At 72.4% G+C, this 21,384-nt stretch carries 24 protein-coding genes and 1 pseudogene; 11 read left to right on the top strand and 14 right to left on the bottom strand.

From position 1 onward, the window contains the following. Positions 1-47: 47 nt before the first annotated feature. Positions 48-638 (bottom strand): TetR/AcrR family transcriptional regulator, encoded by a 591-nt coding sequence (locus ACZ79I_RS05475; protein ID WP_471494599.1) that lies wholly within the window; start codon positions 636-638, stop codon positions 48-50. 93 nt (positions 639-731) lie between these two features. On the opposite strand from ACZ79I_RS05475, the gene ACZ79I_RS05470 reads away from it, so the two are divergent. Both ACZ79I_RS05470 and ACZ79I_RS05465 read left to right on the top strand, forming a co-directional pair. Next, positions 732-1,955: an FAD-dependent monooxygenase gene (locus ACZ79I_RS05470; RefSeq protein ID WP_471494597.1), complete on the top strand. Its 1,224-nt coding sequence runs from the start codon at positions 732-734 to the stop codon at positions 1,953-1,955. A gap of 10 nt (positions 1,956-1,965) precedes the next feature. Further along, positions 1,966-2,877: a Gfo/Idh/MocA family protein gene (locus ACZ79I_RS05465; protein WP_471494595.1), complete on the top strand. Its 912-nt coding sequence runs from the start codon at positions 1,966-1,968 to the stop codon at positions 2,875-2,877. Here the strand turns inward: ACZ79I_RS05465 and lnt are convergent. The 3 genes from lnt to ACZ79I_RS05450 all read right to left on the bottom strand — a co-directional run bounded on the left by lnt (position 2,795) and on the right by ACZ79I_RS05450 (position 5,481). Then, positions 2,795-4,369, bottom strand: coding sequence for an apolipoprotein N-acyltransferase (lnt, locus tag ACZ79I_RS05460; RefSeq protein ID WP_471494593.1), 1,575 nt, complete (start codon positions 4,367-4,369; stop codon positions 2,795-2,797). The two genes, ACZ79I_RS05465 and lnt, sit on opposite strands and share 83 nt — an antisense overlap. Positions 4,370-4,455: 86 nt before the next feature. Further along, positions 4,456-4,935, bottom strand: coding sequence for a nuclear transport factor 2 family protein (locus ACZ79I_RS05455; RefSeq protein WP_471494591.1), 480 nt, complete (start codon positions 4,933-4,935; stop codon positions 4,456-4,458). 117 nt (positions 4,936-5,052) lie between these two features. After that, entirely contained in the window at positions 5,053-5,481 is a 429-nt protein-coding gene (locus ACZ79I_RS05450; RefSeq protein ID WP_471494589.1) for a nuclear transport factor 2 family protein, read from the bottom strand. A 92-nt stretch (positions 5,482-5,573) separates the two neighbouring features. Between ACZ79I_RS05450 and ACZ79I_RS05445 the strand changes: the two genes are divergently transcribed. From ACZ79I_RS05445 to ACZ79I_RS05435, 3 genes are all read left to right on the top strand, one after another. Next, entirely contained in the window at positions 5,574-6,164 is a 591-nt protein-coding gene (locus tag ACZ79I_RS05445; protein WP_471494587.1) for a PadR family transcriptional regulator, read from the top strand. Between the two features lie 73 nt (positions 6,165-6,237). Continuing rightward, entirely contained in the window at positions 6,238-6,978 is a 741-nt protein-coding gene (locus ACZ79I_RS05440) for an SDR family NAD(P)-dependent oxidoreductase (RefSeq protein WP_471494585.1), read from the top strand. Beyond that, positions 6,968-7,531: a chloramphenicol phosphotransferase CPT family protein gene (locus ACZ79I_RS05435; RefSeq protein WP_471494583.1), complete on the top strand. Its 564-nt coding sequence runs from the start codon at positions 6,968-6,970 to the stop codon at positions 7,529-7,531. The genes ACZ79I_RS05440 and ACZ79I_RS05435 overlap by 11 nt, the downstream gene beginning before the upstream one ends. Positions 7,532-7,538: 7 nt before the next feature. Here the strand turns inward: ACZ79I_RS05435 and ACZ79I_RS05430 are convergent, their stop codons facing one another. From ACZ79I_RS05430 to ACZ79I_RS05420, 3 genes are all read right to left on the bottom strand, one after another. Further along, positions 7,539-7,718: a hypothetical protein gene (locus ACZ79I_RS05430; RefSeq protein ID WP_471494581.1), complete on the bottom strand. Its 180-nt coding sequence runs from the start codon at positions 7,716-7,718 to the stop codon at positions 7,539-7,541. Positions 7,719-7,844: 126 nt separating this feature from the next. Beyond that, on the bottom strand, positions 7,845-8,720 hold the full coding sequence (locus ACZ79I_RS05425) for an undecaprenyl-diphosphate phosphatase (RefSeq protein ID WP_471494579.1): 876 nt from the start codon (positions 8,718-8,720) through the stop codon (positions 7,845-7,847). Positions 8,721-8,971: 251 nt separating this feature from the next. Next, complete coding sequence (locus tag ACZ79I_RS05420) at positions 8,972-9,442, bottom strand: winged helix-turn-helix transcriptional regulator (protein WP_471494577.1); 471 nt, start codon at positions 9,440-9,442, stop codon at positions 8,972-8,974. Positions 9,443-9,557: 115 nt separating this feature from the next. On the opposite strand from ACZ79I_RS05420, the gene ACZ79I_RS05415 reads away from it, so the two are divergent. Further along, entirely contained in the window at positions 9,558-10,727 is a 1,170-nt protein-coding gene (locus ACZ79I_RS05415) for a thiolase family protein (protein ID WP_471494575.1), read from the top strand. A gap of 4 nt (positions 10,728-10,731) precedes the next feature. Here the strand turns inward: ACZ79I_RS05415 and ACZ79I_RS05410 are convergent, their stop codons facing one another. Beyond that, on the bottom strand, positions 10,732-11,511 hold the full coding sequence (locus tag ACZ79I_RS05410) for a TVP38/TMEM64 family protein (RefSeq protein WP_471494573.1): 780 nt from the start codon (positions 11,509-11,511) through the stop codon (positions 10,732-10,734). A gap of 375 nt (positions 11,512-11,886) precedes the next feature. Between ACZ79I_RS05410 and tuf the strand changes: the two genes are divergently transcribed. Then, positions 11,887-13,056 carry an elongation factor Tu gene (gene tuf / locus ACZ79I_RS05405; protein ID WP_471494571.1) on the top strand — a complete coding sequence of 390 codons (1,170 nt, stop codon included), beginning with the start codon at positions 11,887-11,889 and terminating at the stop codon, positions 13,054-13,056. A 158-nt stretch (positions 13,057-13,214) separates the two neighbouring features. Beyond that, positions 13,215-14,060 (top strand): spermidine synthase, encoded by an 846-nt coding sequence (locus ACZ79I_RS05400; RefSeq protein ID WP_471494569.1) that lies wholly within the window; start codon positions 13,215-13,217, stop codon positions 14,058-14,060. Between the two features lie 88 nt (positions 14,061-14,148). Here ACZ79I_RS05400 and ACZ79I_RS05395 read toward each other — a convergent pair whose 3' ends face one another. Both ACZ79I_RS05395 and ACZ79I_RS05390 read right to left on the bottom strand, forming a co-directional pair. Further along, the gene (locus ACZ79I_RS05395; protein ID WP_471494567.1) at positions 14,149-15,165 is read right to left on the bottom strand and encodes a DUF8017 domain-containing protein; all 1,017 of its coding nucleotides are present in this window, start codon (positions 15,163-15,165) and stop codon (positions 14,149-14,151) included. Between the two features lie 75 nt (positions 15,166-15,240). Then, positions 15,241-15,501 (bottom strand): annotated as a pseudogene (locus tag ACZ79I_RS05390) (DUF8017 domain-containing protein); the annotation flags it as partial. 139 nt (positions 15,502-15,640) lie between these two features. Between ACZ79I_RS05390 and ACZ79I_RS05385 the strand changes: the two are divergent. After that, on the top strand, positions 15,641-16,078 hold the full coding sequence (locus tag ACZ79I_RS05385) for a DUF4442 domain-containing protein (protein ID WP_471504773.1): 438 nt from the start codon (positions 15,641-15,643) through the stop codon (positions 16,076-16,078). Positions 16,079-16,115: 37 nt separating this feature from the next. Here the strand turns inward: ACZ79I_RS05385 and ACZ79I_RS05380 are convergent, their stop codons facing one another. From ACZ79I_RS05380 to ACZ79I_RS05370, 3 genes are all read right to left on the bottom strand, one after another. Continuing rightward, entirely contained in the window at positions 16,116-16,418 is a 303-nt protein-coding gene (locus ACZ79I_RS05380; RefSeq protein WP_471494566.1) for a hypothetical protein, read from the bottom strand. A gap of 93 nt (positions 16,419-16,511) precedes the next feature. Beyond that, entirely contained in the window at positions 16,512-18,110 is a 1,599-nt protein-coding gene (locus ACZ79I_RS05375; RefSeq protein WP_471494564.1) for a solute symporter family protein, read from the bottom strand. Next, positions 18,104-18,514 carry a DUF485 domain-containing protein gene (locus ACZ79I_RS05370; protein WP_471494562.1) on the bottom strand — a complete coding sequence of 137 codons (411 nt, stop codon included), beginning with the start codon at positions 18,512-18,514 and terminating at the stop codon, positions 18,104-18,106. The genes ACZ79I_RS05375 and ACZ79I_RS05370 overlap by 7 nt, the downstream gene beginning before the upstream one ends. 774 nt (positions 18,515-19,288) lie before the next feature. Between ACZ79I_RS05370 and ACZ79I_RS05365 the strand changes: the two genes are divergently transcribed. Next, positions 19,289-19,939: a DedA family protein gene (locus ACZ79I_RS05365; RefSeq protein WP_471494560.1), complete on the top strand. Its 651-nt coding sequence runs from the start codon at positions 19,289-19,291 to the stop codon at positions 19,937-19,939. Positions 19,940-19,941: 2 nt separating this feature from the next. On the opposite strand, the gene ACZ79I_RS05360 is transcribed toward ACZ79I_RS05365, so the two are convergent. Beyond that, positions 19,942-20,475 (bottom strand): gamma carbonic anhydrase family protein, encoded by a 534-nt coding sequence (locus tag ACZ79I_RS05360; RefSeq protein ID WP_471494558.1) that lies wholly within the window; start codon positions 20,473-20,475, stop codon positions 19,942-19,944. Between the two features lie 110 nt (positions 20,476-20,585). Between ACZ79I_RS05360 and ACZ79I_RS05355 the strand changes: the two genes are divergently transcribed. Continuing rightward, the gene (locus tag ACZ79I_RS05355) at positions 20,586-21,383 is read left to right on the top strand and encodes an acyltransferase (RefSeq protein ID WP_471494556.1); all 798 of its coding nucleotides are present in this window, start codon (positions 20,586-20,588) and stop codon (positions 21,381-21,383) included. Position 21,384 lies beyond the last annotated feature (1 nt).

Below are 21,384 nucleotides of genomic sequence, written 5' to 3'. Positions count from 1 at the left end.
TGACATCAGCGCCGGCTGAACCGCTCGTCGGTGAACCGGGCGGGCGGTCAGCGGCCGAGTATCCCGTCGAGCAGTTCCCGCAGACCGGCGCGTACCCCGTCGAGGCTCGGGGCCTCCGCCGTGAAGGACCCGGCCACGCACGAGAACAGCAGCCCGTCCAGCCAGGCCAGCAGCGACAGCGAGTGCCGGGCCGGGTCGGTGGAACCCATGGCGGTGACGAGGCCGGTGAGCTGGTCGCGGAAGCGGGCCCCGGCCGCGTCGAAGTGCCGGCGCAGTTCGGGCCGGCGGGTGGCCTCCAGGGCCAGCTCGTAGCGGGCCAGCGTCAGATCGCGGCCCTGGGTCAGGGAGCGGTGGGCCGCCAGGGCCAGGCCGTCCACCACCGCGCCGGGCCCGGCCGCCGGGTCGGGCATCTCGTGCAGTGCGAGCACCCGCGCCTCCCGGTCGGCGAGACGTCGCACCGCGAGTTCCAGGAGGGCCAGGCGTGTCCGCGCCAGATTCGAGGTCGAGCCCTGGGGCAGCCCCGCCGCCCCGTCCACCGCCCGGTGCGTGAGTCCGCGCATGCCGCGCTCGGCGAGCAGGGCGAGGGCGGTGTCGGCGACGAGGTCGGCGCGGGAGGCGCCCGTGGTGTGTACGGACATGGAAGCCAACCTACCTGCGCTACTACATCTGTAGTAAGGTCGCCGCATTGCTCACTACAGACGTAGTGTCGTTCGTGGGTACGAGGAGGAGCCATGACACAGTCGTCACACGCCGTCGTCATCGGAGGCGGGATCGGGGGCCTGACCGCGGCGGTCGCCCTGCACCGCGCCGGCTGGCGGGTCACCGTCCTGGAGCGGGCCGGCTCGCTGGAGCCGGCCGGCGCCGGAATCTCGCTGTCCCCCAACGCCCTGCGCGCCCTGGACGTCATCGGGCTCGGCGACGAGATCCGGGGCCTCGCCGCCTGGCAGGGCGACGGAGGGCTGCGCACCCCGAGCGGGCGCTGGCTGATGCGGTCCGACGGCGCCGCGGTGGCCGAACGCCTGGGCGGCCCGATCGTCCTGCTGCACCGCGCCACACTCATCGACCGCCTGGCCGACCGGCTCCCGCCCGGCACCGTCCGCACGGGCGCGCCCGCGACCCTCGCCGACCCCGGTGACGCCGGCCGCCCGGCCCGCGTCACCACCCCCGACGGGGACCTGGAGGCCGACCTGGTCGTCGCCGCCGACGGCATCCACTCCGCCGTACGCCGCGCGCTGTTTCCGGGGCATCCCGGTGTCGTGTACAGCGGATTCACCACCTGGCGGATCACGATCCCGCTGCCGGGGGCGGAGGTGGCGCCCCACGAGACGTGGGGCCGGGGCCGCCTGTGGGGAACCCAGCCGATGAAGGACGGCAGGGTGTACGCGTACGCCGCGGCCCTCGCGCCCGCCGGGGAGCGCGCACCGGACGGCGACGAGAGGGCCGAGCTCGTGCGCCGGTTCGGGGACTGGCACGATCCGATCCCGGCCGTCCTCGCCGCGGCCCGCCCCGGGGACGTCCTGCGGCACGACGTCCACCACATCGCCGAGCCGCCGCCCGCCTTCCACTCCGGCCGGGCCGCGCTGCTCGGCGACGCCGCCCACGCCATGCCACCCCTGCTCGGCCAGGGCGGCAACCAGGCCATCGAGGACGCGATCGTGCTGGCCCACGCCGTGTCCCGGCGCGGCACGAGCGGCGCGACCTCCACCACCGACGGTCTCGCCGCCTACACGGCGGCCCGGCTGCCCCGCACCATGACGATCGTCCGCAAGGCCGCCGGCACGGCCCGGCTGAACCTGATGCGCAGCCGTCCCGGCATCGTCGTGCGCGACGCCCTGATCTCCGGGGTGTCCCGGGTCGCCCCCGCCCTCTTCCTGCGGGGACTGGACGACATCGTCGGCTGGCGTCCCCCGCAGCAGCCGTATGCTTCCGGTGAGGCACCCGTCGGCAACCCCTAGGAGACGTCCTGTGAAGGTCGGCTGCATCGGACTCGGCGACATAGCGCTGAAGGCGTATCTGCCGGTGCTGGCGCTGCAGCCGGGGCTCGAACTGCATCTCCAGACGAGGACCCCCGCGACGCTCCACCGTGTCGCGGACGGTCTGCGCCTCCCCCCGGAGCAGCGGCACACCGATCTGGACGCGCTCCTCGCCCAGGACCTCGACGCGGCGTTCGTGCACGCGCCCACCACCGCCCACCCGGAGATCGTCGCCCGGCTCCTGGAGGCGGGCGTGCCGACGTACGTCGACAAACCCCTCGCCTACGAGTTCGCCGACTCCGAACGGCTGGTGCGGCTCGCCGAGGAGCGCGGCGTCGCTCTGGCGGTCGGCTTCAACCGGCGCTACGCACCCGGCTACATGCAGTGCGCCGACCATCCGCGCGAGCTCATCCTGATGCAGAAGAACCGCGTCGGCCTGCCCGAGGACCCGCGCACGATGATCCTCGACGACTTCATCCATGTCGTGGACACGCTGCGGTTCCTGGCACCGGGACCGGTCGACGACGTGACGGTGCGCGCCCGCACGGAGGGCGGGCTGCTGCACCATGTGGTGCTCCAGCTGGCCGGGGAGGGATTCACCGCCCTCGGCGTGATGAACCGGCTGAGCGGTTCGGCGGAGGAGATCCTGGAGGTCTCCGGGCAGGACACCAAACGGCAGGTGCTGAACCTGGCGGAGATCGTCGACCACAAGGGCCAGCCGACCGTGCGGCGGCGCGGGGACTGGGTGCCGGTGGCCCGGCAGCGCGGCATCGAGCAGGCCGCACTCGCCTTCCTCGACGCCGTCCGGGCCGGCACGGTGCTCAGCGCCCGTGACGCACTGGCGACCCACGAACTGTGCGAGCGGGTGGTTGCTGCGGTGCGGGAGCGCGCCGCCGCCCGCTGAGCGCCCGGACGCCCTCCGCGGCGCACAGTGCGACGAGGATCCCCAGGGACGCGTACACCGGCCAGTCGCCGTAGCGGACGTACGGGGTGACGCCGCGGGCCAGTGGGATGTCGTAGACCGCCGAGGTGCTCGCGTCCGTGCCGAGCCAGGAGCCGATGCGCTCCCCACCGGGGCCGTAGACGGCGGAGACACCGGTCAGCGTGGCGTGCACCATGGGGCGGCCGGTCTCGGCGGCGCGCAGCGCGGCCAGCGAGGCGTGCTGCTCGGGCGCCCAGCTCTGCTGGAACGTCGATGTGGACGACTGGGCGATCAGCACCGCCGCGCCGTCGTCCGCGAGATGGCGGCTCATGTCCGGGAACGCGGACTCGAAGCAGATCATCGGGCCGACGCGCAGCCCGTGCCCCACGTTCATCACCACCTGCTCGGTGCCCCGCCTGCGGTCCTCGGCGGCCGCCCTGCCGACCGAGGTGGCCCAGCCGAGCACGGATCGCGCCGGTATGTACTCGCCGAACGGGACGAGTCGCATCTTGTCGTACCGCTGGCCGGTGAGGCCGCCCGGGCCGACGAGCACGGAACTCTTGTAGATGCCCGGGCGGTCGGAGCGGCGGGCGTCCACGTTGACCAGGATGTCGGCCTTCACCAGCCGGGACAGCGCCGCGATCCGGCCGGCGAGATCGGGACGCCGCGCAAGGTCGAAGCCGACGCTGCTCTCGCCCCAGACGACCAGGTCCACATGCTGCCCCGCGAGCCTCCGGGTCAGCTGCTCCTCGCGGGCGAACCGCTTGTCGCCGCTCTCCGTCCCCTCGATGACCCCGGGCTGGACGACCGCGATCCGCACCCGGCCGTCGGGGACGGGCCGCGGCGCCCAGACCCAGGCCGCCGACGCCACGACGGCCGTCGCGACGAGCCCGGCCACGGCGGGGACGCGCGAGCGGCGCAGCGACACGAGCACGGCCACGGCGACGTTGACGGTCACGACGAGGAAGCTCAGCAGCCACACTCCACCGACCGACGCGAGCCGCAGCGCGGGCTGCACCTGCCACTGGCTCGACCCGAGCAGCCCCCAGGGGCCACCGAGCCCCTGCCAGGAGCGGACGAGTTCCACCATCAGCCAGCCGGAGGGCAGGACGAGAAGGGCGGCGCCGATCCGCCCCGGGGAGGGGACCCCGGCGAGGAAGCGCCGCACCAGCCAGCCCCAGGGGGCCCAGAACGCGCCGAGCAGCGCCGCGATGACGAACGTGAACACGTTCAGGTTCGGTATCAGCCAGTGGTGCACGGCCGTCATGAAGCCGAATCCGCCCAGCCAGCCGTCGTAGGCGGCCCGCCTGCCGGTCGGGGCGGAGCGGGCGAGCAGGATCCACGGGACCAGCGCGACATACGCGAACCACCACCACGAGGGGGCGGGAAAGGCGAACATCGGCAGCGCACCCGCCAGCACGGCGACGGCACCGCGCCGCCACCGGGAGGCGAGCCAGTCGCCGGGCATCCTCATGCGGCGTCTCCTCCCCGGTGCGTCCTTCCAGTGTGCGCGCCGCCGACGATCTCCGACAGAGGGCCCGGCGGTCCACGGGGGCTCGCTCAGCCGGCCGCCTCCTGCCCGCGCGGGGCACGTCGCCACTTCTCCCGGACGACCACCTCGCGCAGCCGCCAGCCCTCGTCCGTGCGCAGGAACGCGAACGCGTACCGGCCGCCGCAGACGAAGTCGGGCTCGGACGGCCCGCCGTCCTCTCCCGCGAACCGCATCGGATTGACGTAGTCGGCCTGTACCCGGGCCGTGTCGCCCACGTCCTGTTCCAGGACGCCGAACCGGACGCGCCGGTTGACGATCAGGTGCTGGCGCATCGGAAACAGCCGCATCGTCCGGGCGAGCCATGCCGCGATCTGCCCGGCGTCGCCCTCGATCCCGCCGGCCGAGCGGTAGTCGGCACGGCCGTCGGCCGTGAACAGCCCCCGGTACGCCTCCCAGTCGCCGTCGTCCACGGCCACCGCGTACTCGGTGACGAGTCCGTCGACGGCCAGCCGGTCCAACACGGTCGCGAGCTCCACACGCTGCGTCATCGGCTCAGTGTTGGGGACGGGGCGGGCGCAGCCAAGGGGCCGTGCGGGCCCTTTCGCGGGACCGGTGCGGGCAGACCGGTGGCGACGGCCTCGGTCCGGGGCCGGAACAGGTGCCGCTCACCCCGCGGGCGCCGGGACGAGACCGTCGGCGACCAGGCCCGCGAGGACCGCCTGGCCCAGCGCGTGCACGGCGGACTGCGGCCGGACCATCACCGTGAACTCCTTGATCCGGCCGTTGTCGTCGAAGTGCAGCAGGTCGATGCCGTGGATCTCCCTGCCGTCCACGGTCGCCCGGAAGAGCAGGACCGCCGAGGGGGACTCGCCGCCGCCGGCGCCGGTCTCGCCCGCGCCCGTGTACTGCCCGATGTAGCGGAAGTCGTCGAAGGTGCGCATCAGGACCCCGAAGAGTCCCAGCACCATCGGCCGGCCCTCGAAGGGCTGGAACTTCACGGGGCTGTAGAGGCGGATGTCCTCGGTGAACAGGTCCTCCAGGGCGGTGAGGTCGCGGTTGTCGACGGCCTCGCGGAAGCGCTCGGTTGCGGTCACTGGCTCTCCCCATAGTCATGAATGTGAGTAGTCATATTCTTGAGTATCATGGCTGGGGTGTCCGTGGACAGCGGCAGGAGGGAAGCGATCCGATGGCGTTGCGCCACGCCGTTCTCGCGGCGCTGCTGGACGAGGAACTGAGCGGGTACCAGCTCGCCAAGGCGTTCGACCTGGGGGTGGCGAACTTCTGGTACGCGCAGCCCCAGCAGCTGTACGCCGAGCTGACCCGGCTGGAGCGGGACGGGCTGATCGCGGGCCGCGAAGTGGTCCAGGAGACGCGGCCCACCAAGCGCCTGTTCAGGGTCACCGAGGCCGGCCTGGCCGAGCTGGAGCGCTTCTCGGCCGCGGACGCGAAGCCCTCCTTCATCCGTGACGACCTGCTCGTCAAGGTCCAGGCCGCCGACCGGGTCGACGCGGGGACGCTGATCGCGCAGCTGGCCGAGCGGGCCGCCTTCGCCCGGGCCAAGATCGAGGTGTTCGGCACGCTGCTGCACGCCATGCGGGGCGACCGCACCGAGGAGGAGTTCCTGCGCCACGGCGCCCGTATCGGTCCCTATCTGACGTGTCTGCGCGGCCTCGCCTTCGAGCAGGGCAACCACGACTGGTGCGAACGCGCCATCACGGTCCTGCGGGCGAGGCAGGCCGGGACACCCGGCGCGTCTGCGTCTGCGATCGTAGAGTGATCGGCGTCTTCGGCGTGTTCGGCGTGTTCCGCGTGTTCGACGACGTCACCGGCTTTCGGCGGAAGGGGCACGTATGACGCGTCCGGTCATGGTGGTCACCGGAGGCAGCCGCGGGATCGGTGCCGCGACGTGTGTGCGGCTCGCGGCGGACGGGCACGACGTGGTGCTCGGGTACGTGCGGGACGGCGAGGCCGCGGAGCACACCGCGGCCGCCGTACGGGCGGCGGGCGTCCGGTGTGTCACCGTGCGGGTGGACACCTCCGAGGAGGCCGATGTCGACCGGCTCTTCGAGACGGCCGCCGAGGCGCTCGGACCCGTGACCGGCCTCGTCAACAACGCCGGGGTGACGGGTCCGCTGGGCCGGCTGGCGGACACGGACCCGGCCGATCTGCGCCGGGTCGTGGAGGTCAACCTGCTGGGCGCGCTGCTGTGCTCACGCCGCGCCGCCAGGGAGATGCCGGCGCGGGGCGGCGGTGTGATCGTCAATGTGTCGTCGGCCGCGGCGACGCTGGGCAGTCCCGGCGAGTACGTGCACTACGCGGCGACCAAGGCCGCGGTCGACGCCCTGACGCTGGGCCTGGCCAAGGAACTGGGCCCGGACGGCATCCGCGTCAACGCGGTGGCACCCGGGGTGATCGACACCGACATTCACCGGGCGATGGGCGACCCGTGTCGCCCCGAGCGTGTGGCGGCCACGACTCCGCTGCGCCGTGCCGGCCGGGCCGAGGAGGTCGCCGCCGCGATCGCATGGCTGATGTCGCCCGAGTCGTCCTACACCACCGGTGCCGTGCTGCGGGTGGCCGGTGGCCGGTGAGCCCCCGCGCGGCGGACTGATCGTCTTCCTCAACGGCACGTCCAGCGCGGGGAAGTCGAGCATCGCGGCCCGGTTGCTGCGGATCATGGATGAGCCCTGGTTCCATATGCCCGTCGACGCGTTCCACGCGATGCGGTCCGGGCCGCCTCTGCCGCCGGAGGAGCTGAAGGCGGTGCTGCACCGCACCTGGCGGGGCTACCACCGGGCGGTCGCCGGGATGGCCGCCGCGGGCAACAACGTCGTCGTCGACCATGTGCTCAGCGAGGAATGGCGGCTGCGGGACTGTCTCGACCTGTTCCCGCCGCAGGACGTGGTGCTGGTGGGGGTGCGCTGCCCGCGCGAGGAGCTGGAGAGGCGTGAACGGGCCCGTGGTGACCGCCCGTCGGGGCTGGCGGTGCGGCAGCTGGGGGCGGTGCACGCCCACGGTGTCTACGACCTGGAGCTGGACACGAGCCGTGCGGATGCGGATGGGTGCGCTCGGCGGATCAAGGAGTTCCTGCCGGGGCGTCCACGGCCGACGGCCTTCCAGCGCCTGCTGGACGGCGGCCGGTGAGGGTGGGTCAGGCCGCCTCGATGACCTCGTCGCGTATCGCCGCCGCCCATTCCACGACCAACAGCTCGTATTCCGCGCGCTCCTCGGCCGACAGGGAACCGCCCGCGCGCAGCCACAGGGCGCGGATCCGCTCGTTTAAGTCGTCGGCGGACCGTGCGGAACCAGGGCTGAGGGAATCGGGGGACATGCGCACAAGCCTAGGGGCAAGGGCTGACAGCGCGCTACCACACGGCTACAGGGACCGTATGTGGTTGGTCACGATCGTTCGCCGGGCGGAGGCCGGGGTCCGGTGCGGTCGCGCGCCGCGCCGGGATCAGCCCGCCGACTCGGCCGCGTGCGGGCTGAGCACACCCGCGGCGACCAGGGCGATGATGGCGACGCCGAGTGCGATCCGGTACCAGACGAACGGCATGAAGCTCTTGCTCGAAATGAACTTCATGAACCACGCGATCACCGCGTAGCCCGACACGAACGCGATGACCGTCGCGAAGAGGGTGGGCCCCCAGTCCACCTGCCCTGTCTGCGCGGCGTCCTTGAGTTCGAACACACCCGAGGCCAGAACGGCCGGAATGGCGAGCAGGAAGGAGTAGCGCGCCGCGGCCTCGCGCCTGTAGCCGAGGAAGAGACCGCCGCTGATCGTGGCGCCGGAGCGGGAGACACCGGGTATCAGGGCCATGGCCTGGCAGACGCCGTAGACCAGACCGTCCTTGACGGTGAGATCCTGCAGCGTCTTGCGCTGCTTGGGTATTCGGTGCCGGCCGCCTGTCTCGTCGCGGGCCGCGAGGCGGTCCGCGACGGCGAGGATCACGCCCAGCACGATGAGCGTCGTCGCCGTGATCCGCAGATCCCGGAACGGCCCCTCGATCTGGTCTTTCAGGGTGACGCCGAGCACGCCGATGGGTATCGAGCCGACGATCACCAGCCAGCCGATCCGGGCGTCGCGGTCCTGGCGCATCGTGCGGTCGAAGAGCGAACGGGACCAGGCCGAGAGGATGTTCGCGATGTCCTTGCGGAAGTAGATCAGCACGGCGGACTCCGTGCCGATCTGGGTGATCGCGGTGAAGGCCGCCCCCGGGTCCTCCCAGCCCGCGAAGGCCGCGGTCAGCCGCAGATGCGCGCTGGAGGAGACGGGGAGGAACTCGGTCAGCCCCTGGACGAGTCCGAGGACGAGGGATGCGAACCAAGACATGGAGTGTGGCAGTCCAAGCGCTGATCGTGGAGGCGACGACGGGGACACCGGGCCGCGGGCGTGCCGTGGCGCGACCGGTGATCAAGTGTGCTGGGGGGCAGCGTAGCGCTTCGCCATGACGGTTCCATCACCGGGGCTTTACCGGTGCTTGGGGTGCCGGGCCGCCCCGCTCCCGCGCCCCGCCCCGCTCGCCTTACGGAGCGGGGCCGAGGGCTGTGCGTTCGGGCGGCAAGTTCGGACGGTCGGCGGGCTTATGCGGCGACCGGCCCCGACACCGTCCACCCCGGCGCCTGGGGGTGTGCCGTCAGGTCCTCGTGGCGCACCTCCCCGCCGCAGGCGGAGCAGGTGACGACCGGCACCAGCTCGTTGCCGCAGGCGTGCTCGATCACCATGGGGCGCTCGCCGTCCTTCTGGAGATGGCGGTCGCCCCACGCCATGAGGGTCATCAGGACCGACTCCAGTTCCAGGCCGGCCGCCGTGGGCCGGTACTCGAAGCGCTGCGGGCGCTCGCTGTAGAGCCTCTTCGTCAGGAGCCCCGCGTCCACCAGGCGCTTCAGGCGCGCGGCGAGGATGTCGCGGGGTGCGCCGATGTTGCGGACGAGCTGGTCGAAGCGGCCGTTGCCGAGACACGCCTCGCGCAGGACGAGCAGGGAGTACTTCTCGCCGACCAGGGCCAGGGCATCGGCGATCGAGCAGGGGCGCGGGTCTTTGGGGGCGGCCATGGGTCCAGTCTAGAGGAGGGTTTGCTTTTCCAACCCTAAGGGCTATGGTGAGTCCGGAATTCCTACTCACTGGTAACCGCTGCACCGGCACCCGCCGGGCAAGGAGGCCCGCACCATGCGCGACGCCGTGATCGTCGAAGCCGTACGCACCCCGGTGGGCAAGGGCAAGCCGAACGGCGCCCTCGCCCATGTCCACCCCGTAGAACTCCTGGCCCACACCCTGCGCGCCCTCGTCGAACGCTCCGGCATCGACCCGTCGCTCATCGACGACGTCATCGGCGGCACCGTCGACCAGGTCGGCGAGCAGGCCATGAACACCACCCGGTACGCCGTCCTGTCCGCCGGCTTCCCGGAGACCGTGCCCGCGACGACCGTCGACCGCCAGTGCGGCTCCTCCCAGCAGGCCGTGCACTTCGCCGCCCAGGGCGTGATCTCGGGCGCCTACGACATCGTCGTGGCCTGCGGCGTGGAGTCCATGAGCCGCGTACCGATGTGGTCGAACGTGCCCCCGGGCGCCGACCCCTTCGGGCCCGGCGTCGCCGAGCGCTACCCGGAGGGCCTGGTCCCGCAGGGCATCAGCGCCGAGCTGATCGCCGCGAAGTGGTCGATCACCCGCGAGCAGATGGACACCTTCGCCCTGTCCTCGCACCGCAAGGCGGCGGCGGCCTGGGACGGCGGCCTGTTCGACGCCGAGACCGCCCCCCTGGAGGGCCTCACCCGCGACGAGTGCATACGGCCCGCCGGCACCACCGAGATCCTGGCCGGCCTCAGGCCCGCGTACCACGACCCCGCCTTCGCCGAGCGGTTCCCGCAGATCGAGTGGAACGTCACCGCGGGCAACGCCAGCCCGATCAACGACGGCGCGTCGGCCGTGCTGATCACCTCGGGCGAGACCGCGGCACGCCTCGGCCTGCGGCCGCTCGCCCGGCTGCACAGCTTCGCGGTGACCGGCTCCGACCCCGTGCTGATGCTCACCGGCGTCATCCCCGCCACCGAGAAGGTGCTCCGCAGGGCGGGGCTGGCGCTCGGCGACATCGATCTCTTCGAGGTGAACGAGGCCTTCTCCAGCGTCGTCCTGGCATGGCAGCAGGAGACGGGCGCGGACCCGGCCAAGGTCAACGTCCACGGGGGCGCCATCGCCATCGGCCACCCGCTGGGAGCGAGCGGCACCCGCCTGACGACCACCCTGGTGCACGCGCTGCGCGCGCGTGGAGCCAGGTACGGCCTGCAGACGATGTGCGAGGCGGGCGGGCTCGCCAACGCGATGATCGTCGAGGCGGTCTGACCGCTCAGCGGCCGCGCAGGTGGTGGCGCCCCCGCCAGGCCACCACCGCGCCGGCCAGCGCCGGCACCGCGATGAGGGCCAGCGCGATCAGGAAGGCGGGCGAGGTCGGCGTCGAGGCCCGGGCGCCGGCCACGACGTACGCCGCGGTGTTGGGGACGGAGCCGAGCGCCGTCGCGAGCAGGAACGCCGCCCAGCGCATCCGGGAGACGGCGGCGCAGTAGTTGGCGGCCCAGAACGGCACTCCGGGAAACAGCCGTGCCGCCAGCATCGAGCGGAAGCCGTGCCGGCTGAGCTGGCCGTCCGCGGCCTTCAGCAGGCGCCCGCGCAGCAGGGGCCGCAGCGCGCCCTGCCCCAGCACCCGGCCGAGACCGAAGGCGATCCCGGCCCCCAGCACCGTGCCCGCGAGCGCCGCGCCGGTGCCCAGCTGCGAGCCGAACAGGGCGCCCGCCGCCAGGTTCAGCAAGGGGCGCGGCACGAACGCGACCGTGCACACCCCGTACGCCGCCGCGAACGCCACGGCCGCCACCACGCCCCCCAGTTGTGGCGGCCAGCCTTCCGCCAGCAGTTTCTGCGGCTCGAACAGCAGCACGCTCGCCGCGGCCGCGGCGAGCAGGGCCACGAGCAGCGACAGCCGCGACCAGGGCGAGAGCAGCGCTCTCGTGCAGCGGGCCGTGAAACCGGGCGGCACGGCGACGGCGGCGGTCGTCGCGGCGCCGAGTTCCGTGGCGACGGCCCGGGGAGAGGCCGTGGCGGTGCCCCCAGAGCGGGTGGTGGCATCGAGCATTCGGTGACAGTAACCGACCGAGGTGCCGGACCGCCGTGGGGTTCGTCTCAGCGGTGTCACGGGTGCCGCCGGCCGCGCCCGGCAGCGGGCGCCCGCCTCGTCGCGAAAACCATTCGACGCGGGCGACGCCGTCGAGGATGATCTACGACATGTTCCGGTACGCCTTCGTCCTCGCAGCATCCGCCGTCGCGGATGCCCCGAAGGCTGCCGTCCCGCTTCTCCTGGCCGCCGTCGACGGCGCCCGAAGCTGACCCTCCCCGGATCGTCCGGCGGACCCCGCAGGGGGAGGGTCGGCAGTCCCTGGGGTCCCGTCCCGGCCGGATCTCCCGATGCCGGGGCCGTCATCCACCACCGGAGAGGCTTCGAGGTACCGCCATGTCCAAGACGGCATACGTGCGCACCAAACCCCACCTGAACATCGGCACGATGGGGCACGTCGACCACGGCAAGACCACCCTGACCGCCGCCATCACCAAGGTCCTCGCCGAGCGCGGCACCGGCACCTTCGTGCCGTTCGACCGGATCGACCGGGCCCCGGAGGAGGCCGCCCGCGGCATCACCATCAACATCGCGCACGTCGAGTACGAGACCGACACCCGGCACTACGCCCACGTGGACATGCCGGGCCACGCCGACTACGTGAAGAACATGGTCACCGGGGCGGCGCAGCTCGACGGGGCGATCCTCGTCGTCTCCGCGCTCGACGGGATCATGCCGCAGACCGCCGAACACGTGCTGCTCGCCCGGCAGGTGGGCGTCGACCACATCGTCGTCGCCCTGAACAAGGCCGACGCGGGTGACGAGGAGCTCGTCGACCTCGTCGAGCTCGAGGTCCGCGAACTGCTGACCGCCCAGGGCTATCCGGGCGACGCCGTGCCGGTGGTCCGCGTCTCCGGGCTCCGGGCTCTGGAGGGCGACCCGCGGTGGACCGCGGCGATCGAAGCGCTGCTCGACGCGGTGGACACCTATGTGCCCATCCCCGAGCGGTACGTGGACGCGCCGTTCCTGCTGCCGGTGGAGAACGTGCTCACGATCACCGGCCGCGGCACGGTGGTCACGGGCGCCGTCGAGCGCGGCACGGTCCGCGTCGGCGACCGGGTCGAGGTGCTCGGCGCCGGCCTGGAGTCCGTGGTGACCGGCCTGGAGACCTTCGGCAAGCCCATGGAGGAGGCGCAGGCCGGGGACAACGTGGCGCTGCTGCTGCGCGGGGTGCCCCGTGACGCGGTGCGCCGCGGGCACATCGTCGCCGCGCCGGGCAGCGTCGCCCCGAGCCGCCGCTTCTCGGCGCGGGTGTACGTGCTGTCGGCGCGGGAGGGCGGCCGTACGACCCCGGTGTCTACGGGCTACCGGCCGCAGTTCTACATCCGCACCGCGGACGTGGTCGGCGACATCGACCTCGGCGAGACGGCGGTCGCCCGGCCCGGCGACACGGTCAGCATGACGGTGGAGCTGGGCCGTGAGGTCCCGCTGGAGCCCGGCCTCGGCTTCGCGATCCGCGAGGGCGGCCGGACGGTCGGCGCGGGCACGGTGACGGCCGTGGGCTGAGCCGGGGGCTCCGGCGACGGCCGGAGCCCCGGGGCCGCCGGCTCAGGGCCCGGGTGCGCACCCGGAGGGGGGTGGGCACCCGGGCCCGTCGCGGCCGGTGGCGTGCGACGCGACGGTGCTCGGCGTACGGACCATCCCCCGCCCGGCACAATGGAGCCGTGAGCGAGCCCATACCCGTGACGCGTGCCGTGGACCACGGGACCGCCAAGCTGATGCCCGACGTGGACCGTGCGAGGGCCTGGCTGCTGACGGTCGACGGGGCCCCGCAGTCCTACGTCGACCTGGACGCGCCGGCGTATCTGGAGTTCGAGTACGCCAGGCGGCTCGCCCATGTCCTGGAGACGGCGGCGGCTCCGGGACGGCCCCTCGACGTGGTGCACCTCGGCGGCGGCGCCCTCACCCTGCCGCGCTATGTCGCCGCGACCCGGCCGGGCTCACGGCAGGACGTGATCGAGGCCGACCGGGGCCTGCTGGGCCTCGTCGTGGAACACCTGCCCCTGCCCGCCGACGCCGGCGTCACCCTGCACCCCGCCGACGCCCGCGCCTGGATCGGGACCGCAGCCGCAGACTCCGCCGACGTGGTGATCGCGGACGTCTTCGGCGGCTCCCGCGTCCCCGCCCATCTGACGACGGTGGCGTACGCCCGCGCTGCGGAGCGGGTACTGCGTCCGGACGGCGTCTATCTGGCGAACCTCGCAGACGCCGCGCCGTTCGCCTTCCTCCGCTCCCAACTCGCCACGTTCGCCGTGGTGTTCGAGGAGCTGGTGCTGATCGCCGAGCCGGGCGTGCTGCGTGGCCGCCGCTTCGGCAACGCCGTGCTGGCCGCCTCCCACCGGCCTCTCGACATCGCCGCCCTCATCCGCCTCACCGCCGCGGACGCCTTCCCGGCCCGAGTCGAACACGGCGCTGCGCTAAGGGAGTTCATGGGCGCCGCCGAGCCCGTTCACGAGGCGGACGCCGTCCCGTCGCCCGAACCGCCCGACGGGGCCTTCACCATCGGCTGAGGCGGAGCCGGACGCCGGCGGGGCATGCCGCTTGCGCCACGGCCGCCGCGGAGCCGGCCATGGCGCCCGCCGTGCGGGAGCGTACGGCTCAGGACGCCGTCGGGTCGCCGTGGAGGCGCACCGTGCTGAGGATCTTCATGATCGTCGCGTCCGGGAGTTCGTCCTTCACGCCGGTGGCGCCGTAGAGGTTCCATGCGACGAAGTCGCCCGCGGAGTTCTTGAAGCCGAACGTGATGGCCTTGCCGTCGGACGCGCACTTCCCCTTCTGGGGCGTGTTCTTGGACCGGGCCCAGGCGATGCTGCCCTGGATGCCTGACGCGGTCTTGTACGGCTTCGCCTTCTTGTCGAAGGTCAGGCTCTTCTTGTCGGGCTGGGTGTAGCCGCCGTACACCCACCAGGCCACCTGGTTCACGGCGACCTCATCGGTGTTCTTGGCCCCGCTGGCGCCCTTGGTTCCCGCCGCGGCCAGCGGTGTGTTGTCCGTCCGCCCGTCCTTGTCGTCGTCGGACGTGCACCAGTTCTCCTTGAGGAAGGCGGGCGCGGACATGGTGATGAGGGGCTTGTCACCGGCCTTGCCCTTGTCGTCCTCGAAGCCGATCAGCAGGCCCGGCGACTTCACCTCCCAGTCCGCCGGCACGTCGAAGGCCGTGCCCCACTTGGGGTTGACGACGACCTTCCAGCCGGGGACGGTCGGCTTCTCGGTCTCACTGCTGCGCGGGTTGTCGGACGCGGACGACGACGCCGTCGCGCTCTGCGAGGGAGACGACGACGCCTTGGCGTCCTTGCTGCCGCTGCCGTCGGCGTTGTCGTCCTTGTTGCCGCCGAGGACGAGGAAGCCGGTGACCCCGGCGGCCACGACCACGGCCGTGGCGGCCACGATCGCGACGAGCTTGGTGCGGTTCCCGCCGCCCCCGTCGCCCGGCTGCTGGGGCGATCCCGCAGGCGTGGGCGCGCCCCACTGCGGCTGCCCCTGCTGCTGATAGGGACTGGGCTGCTGATAACCCGGCTGCTGGTACGGGTTCGGCTGCTGGTACCCCGGCTGCTGGTAGGGGTTCTGGTTCTGCGGGTTCTGCTCGCCCCCGGGCGGCTGCTGTCCTGGCCACATGGGCCATAACCCTAGTGCCGCTCGTGACACGGTTGGGTCACCGCTCTTCGTCAGAGCCGTACCGGAAAGGGGCGTTCAGGAGTCCGACGGGTCCTCGGTGAACCGTACGGCGGCGGCGATCCGGCGCACGGTCGCCTCCGGTACCTCGCCGGATACGCCCTCGGCGCCGTGGAACGACCAGGAGACCGGGTCTCCTTGGGCGTTCTGGAAGGCGAACGTCGGCGCCGTGCCGCCCGTTGCGCACTTTTTCGATTTCTCCACACCTGCGGACCGGGCGGTGCCCAGACTGCCCTTGATGCCGGATTCCGTCGTGAACGACTCGGCGGGCCCGACCGCACCACGGCCCTGTCCGGCTGGGCGGACTGCCCGTGGACCCGGGTCTTCGGATCCGCGCCGGCGATCCTGCGGCGATCACGCGCGCACCTGGCCAGGCGTCGCTACTCATGGGTAACATCCCGCCATGAGCGCAGACCAGATGTCGATCGGTGAGATGCTCGCCGCCACGGTGCCGATGGCGCGGACCCTGAACCTGGAGTTCCTGGAGACGACGGCCGAGAAGGCGGTGGTGGCGCTGCCGGACCAGAGCGACTTCCACAATCACGTCGGCGGGCCGCACGCCGGGGCGATGTTCACCCTGGGCGAGTCGGCGAGCGGCGCGATCGTGCTGGCCGCGTTCGGGGAGCAGCTGTCCCGGGCCGTGCCGCTCGCCGTCAGCGCCGAGATCGCGTACAGGAAGCTCGCGACGGGCCCGGTCACCGCGACCGCCACGCTCGGCCGCCCCGCCGCCGAGGTCGTCGCCGAACTCGACGCCGGCCGGCGCCCCGAGTTCCCCGTCTCCATCGCCATCCGGCGCGGGGACGGCGCCGTCACCGGCGAGATGACGGTGGTGTGGACCCTGCGCCCCCACGGCTGACCGCGCTCCGCCCCCGCATCCGGGGCGGCGGGCCGGCTCAGGGAGCCGGGTCGGGAGCCGCGGGATGCGCCGTGGCGGGCGTACGGGTGCAGCGCGGCCGTCCCGCCGTCGCCGTCGCCGCGGGAGGCCGCGACCCGCGCCATCTCCCCGTCTCCGCCGGACCCTCCCACCCCCGGGCACCCTGGGCCGGGCCGGCCGGGGACACGGTGGGGTACGTGCCTGCGGGGGTGGCGGTGGTGCGAGCCGGGTGTCCGGTGGCTCCGACGACGGCGAGCGTGGCCGTGGCCGTCACTCCGGCGGCCAGCACGCGCAGCGACTTCGACGAGATGCGCCTGTGCATGGGTGGTCCTTTCCGAAGGGTGCACCGCGGCACCCGGTCGCCTCACGGGGGGGCGACCGGACGCCGCGGCGGCGGTCGGAGGGGGCCCTGCCGTCAGTGCTGTCCCGCACCGACCAGCGAGCGGACCTCGAACTCCTCGTAGTCGTCGGACTCCTGCCTCGGACCCGTGACACTGCCCAGCCAGCCCAGGAGGAAGCCCGCCGGGATCGAGACGATGCCCGGGTTCTGCAGGGGGAACCAGGCGAAGTCCGCGTCGGGGTAGATGGAGGAGGGCAGGGACGAGAACACGGGGGAGAACACCACGAGGAGCACGGAGGTGATCAGTCCGCCGTAGAGGCTGAGCAGCGCGCCCCGTGCGGTGAAGCGGCTCCAGAACAGCGTGTACACGAGGGCCGGCACGATGGCCGACGCGGCGATGGCGAAGGCGAGGAACGCCAGGCTCGCCGCGCTGATCTCCCACGGCAGCAGGGCGAGCAGCATGCCCAGCACACCGATGAAGACGGCGGCCAGCCGGGCCACACCCAGCTCCTGCGCCTCGGTGGCGTTGCCCTTGCGGAGGACCTCACCGTAGAGGTCGTGGGCGAGCGAGGTGGCCGCGGACAGGGTGAGTCCGGCCGCGACGGCGAGCAGCGTCACGAAGGCCAGGGAGGAGAGCAGCGCGGTGAGCACGCCGCCGCCGATGGACTGCGCGAGCAGCAGGAGGGCCACATCGCCCTTGGGGTCGACCTGTGTGATGCCCTCCCGGCCCACGACGGCGGTGGCGCCGAGGCCCACGATGCCCGCGGCCAGGCAGACGAAGCCGATGAGGCCCATGCCCCAGACGACCGAGGTGCGCAGCACGCGGCTGGTGCGGGGCGCGAGCAGGCGCATCACCACGTGGGGGAGCCCGGCGAGACCGAGGACGATGGCCAGTTCCAGGCTGAGGAAGTCGAGCTTGCTGGTGAGGCCGCCGCCGTAGCGCAGCCCGGACTCCAGGAAGCGCTGCCCGTTGCCGCTGTTGCGGGCGGCGGTGGACAGCAGCCCGTCGAGGGACCAGTGGAAGCGGTTCAGCACGAAGACCGCGGTGATCGCGATGCCCGCCACGAGCATCACGGCCTTGATGATCTGGATGAAGGTCGCGCCGGGCATGCCGCCGAGCGCGGCGTACACCACGACGATGCCGCCGATGACGAGCACGCACAGGGTGCGGGTGGTCTGGCTGGGCTCACCGACGAACTGGGACAGCAGGGCGACGCTGCCGCTGAACTGGGCGACCAGGTAGAGGGTGGTGATGACCAGGGTGGTGATGGACAGGGCGATGCGCACGGGCCGCTGGAAGCGGGGCATGCGCAGGGCCAGCGTGTCGCCGATGGTGAACCGGCCGGTGTTGTGCAGCGGCTCCGCGATGAGCAGCAGCACCATCATCCAGGCCACCGTGGTCCCGCTCAGGTAGAGGAGGCCGTCGTAGCCGGTGAGGGCGACCAGGCCCGTGCTGCCCAGGAGGGTCGCCGCCGACAGGTAGTCGCCGCACATCGCCAGGCCGTTGCGCAGTGGCGACATGTTCCGGTTACCGAGGTAGAACTCGCTGATCTCGTCGCGCTGGGGGGCCATCAGCAGCGCCGTGAACAGCGTGACCACGACGACGGTCACGAAGAGGATGAAGGTCAGTTGCAGGCTGAACCGGTTGATGAGGCCTGCGGAGATCGTCACCACGAGCGGGACCGTCCCTCCTGCGGGGTGGTGGGCCGGCCGGGCTCGACGCGGTCCAGTTCGGCGCGCAGCCGGCGCGCCACCGGGTCGACCTGCCGGCGCATGTGCGTGGTGTAGCGCCACACCGTCACCGCCATGACGGCGAACTGCGCCAGGCCGATCGCGAGGCCGAGGGTGAGGTGGCCGGCCAGCTGGAAGTTCATCAGCGGTGGGACGAAGTGCGACAGCAGTACGTACAGCAGAAACCCACCCACGACGACGGCCACCGCCGTGGTCCCGAAGGCACGGAACGCCCCGCGTATCGACTGGAATTCGGGATGCCCGTGCAGGGACGGCGGCCGCGTGGAATCGCCGCCCGTCGGGGGCGGTGGAGACCAGTTGGCGTGTTGCGGTGGATATCCACTCATTGACGCACCTTCTTTGCTGCGTGGTACCGGGCTTCCGGCATCGGACCATGGGGCCGGTCAGGCGTCGGAACGCACGGAAAACTGAGCCGTCGTCGGGACAACCCGCAGAAATGGCTCATGGAGAACTTCTGGGTGCCGAAGCCGGGCTTGTGTGCGGACTCTGTGGGGGGTCGTGACGCCCCCGGCCTGGGATTTCGGGAGGTCGGGGGCGGCCCTGCCGGAGGGTGTCGACTGGGCCGGATGCGGAGTATGGCAGTGGTGACCTTGAGCAATCAACTGCCTGCGGGAAGTGCGGATGTGAGCACTCTCATAGCCGATTTCCTAGATCATTCTGAACCTTTCACACCGCCGTCGGACGGTGCCGTGGCCGCTTTGCGCACGGCTTCGGATCTTGTCGGCGCCGTCCCCTTTCCCGTTCACTTCGTTGACGGGCAATCGCCGGCGGCCATGGTTTTCGAGCCCGTCCCGGGCTGCCTTCCGGCATGGTGCGCGCTCCGTCCGGGCGCCATGTTCAACGGGCGAACACGGCGCACCGGGCGGCCGGACCGCACGTCCGCAGGGCCGGGCGCCGCGGTCGTGGACCCCGGAGTGCCGATGGCGCGTCGTTGTGGACCCCGGAGTGCCGATGGCGCGTCGTGCACACCGGCGCGACCGGTGGTCTCCGTCCCGCCGGGCCGAGCGGGTAGGCTGCCCGACGGGCGCACGGGGGGACAGCGCACACCGGGCCGTCACGCACGGCGCGGGCACGCACGGGCGAAACGGGAGGAAGCGGCGGTGCACGTCCAGGAATGGCTCGACACGGTGCCCGCGGCCGCCGTCTACGCCCTGGTGGCCCTGGTGATCGGCCTGGAGAGCCTCGGGATCCCGCTGCCGGGCGAGATCGTCCTCGTGTCCGCGGCGCTGCTGTCCTCCCAGCACGGCGGCATCGATCCGGTGATCCTGGGCGCCTGTGCGAGTGCCGGCGCCGTCGTCGGCGACTCCATCGGCTACGCGATCGGCCGCAAGGGCGGACGCCCGCTGCTGGCATGGCTCGGGAGGAAGTTCCCCAGGCACTTCAGTGAGGGCCATGTCGCCACCGCCGAGCGGTCCTTCGAGAAGTGGGGCATGTGGGCGGTGTTCTTCGGCCGGTTCGTCGCCCTGCTGCGGATCTTCGCGGGGCCGCTCGCCGGTGTGCTCAGGATGCCGTACTGGAAGTTCCTGACCGCCAACGTCCTGGGCGGGGTGATCTGGGCGGGCGGCACCACCGCGGTGATCTACTACGTCGGCGTGGTCGCCGAGTCGTGGCTGAAGCGGTTCTCGTGGCTGGGGCTGGTGGCGGCCGTGCTGGTCGGGCTCGCCTCGATGCTGGTCGTCAGGCGCAAGGCCAAGAAGGCGGCGGCCGAGCGGGCCGACGCCGAGCCGGAGCCCGTCACGGCCGCCGAGTGACCTCAGGGGCGCCGGTGCACCTCGCGATGCGCCCGTGCCAGGTCCGCGTACAGCGTGCCGTTCAGCGTGATGCCCTCGCGCTCCTCGTCCGTCAGCTGCCGCTTGACCTTCGCGGGTACGCCCGCCACGAGTGAGCCCGGCGGCACCCGCATGCCCTGCGGCACCAGCGCCTGGGCGGCGACCAGCGAACCCGCGCCGATCACCGCTCCGTTGAGGACCGTGGCCCCCATGCCGACCAGGCAGTCGTCCTCGACCGTCGCTCCGTGGACCACGGCGTTGTGCCCGATCGACACCCGCTCCCCGACGGAGATCGGAAAGCCCGGGTCGACGTGGAGGGTGCAGTTGTCCTGGATGTTGCTGTCGGCGCCGATGACGATCGGACCGCAGTCGGCGCGCAGCACCGCGCCGTACCAGACGCTCGCGCCCGGATGGAGCGTCACGTCCCCGATCACCACGGAGGTGGGCGCCGTGAACGCCTCCCGGTCCACCCGGGGATCCTTGCCGCCTATGCCCGTGATCAGCGCCTGGTGCGTCATTGCCTGCCGTCTCCTCGTGGTCGCTCCACCGGCACCGTACGGCATCGGTGGGGTGAAGATCACAGCGGAAGGACCTCATGGACACGCTCGGCCCTGAGTACGGTGAGCGGGTGCTCCGAAGCAAGAACACGTTCTCATCATGGCGGCGCGGTCTCGTGCAGCGCGCCGTCCACGCGGGCTGGGCCTGGGCGCAGCGCGTGGGGTCCGTGACGGCGGAGCATCCCGGTCGCTTCCGCTTCGGCGCGATGGGAACAGGTACCAGACTCGCCTTCCCGCTCGGCACCGTCTTCGGTGAGCCCTGGATCCGGCTCGGCGCGCACTGCATCATCGGCGAACAGGTCACGCTGACCGCCGGGCTGATGCCCGGCCTCGACCTCGGCCCCGTCCCGATCCTGCGCATCGGTGACGGCGTCGTCCTCGGCCGCGGCAGCCACGTCATCGCTGACACGACGGTCACGATCGGCAGCGACTGCTACTTCGGCCCGTACGTCTACGTGACCTCCACGAACCACTCCTACGACGATCCCCACCAGCCCATCGGCAGGCAGTGGCCGCGGATGGAGCCGGTGGAGATCGGCCCGGGGTGCTGGATAGGGACCGGCGCGGTGATCCTGCCGGGCGCGCGGATCGGGCGGAACGTGGTCGTCGCGGCCGGAGCCGTGGTCCGGGGGACCGTGCCGGACCACGCGGTCGTGGCCGGGGCGCCCGCCCGGGTGGTACGGCGCTGGACGCCCGACGCCGGCTGGCAGCCGCCGCTGCGGACACCGGCCCCGGTGCCGATCCCCGACGGCACCACGTCCGAGCAGCTGCTGGCGCTGTCGGAGCTGGACGAGGAGGCCGTCGCCCGGCTCGCGGAGCTGGACGGGGACGGTGCCGCGCGGCTCGCCGAGCTCGACGCCGAGTCATGAG

The sequence above is a fragment of the Streptomyces sp. PSU-S4-23 genome, from assembly GCF_055632315.1.
The sequence above is the reverse complement of the archived record's forward strand: the minus strand, read 5'-3'. Positions and strand labels throughout refer to the sequence as shown.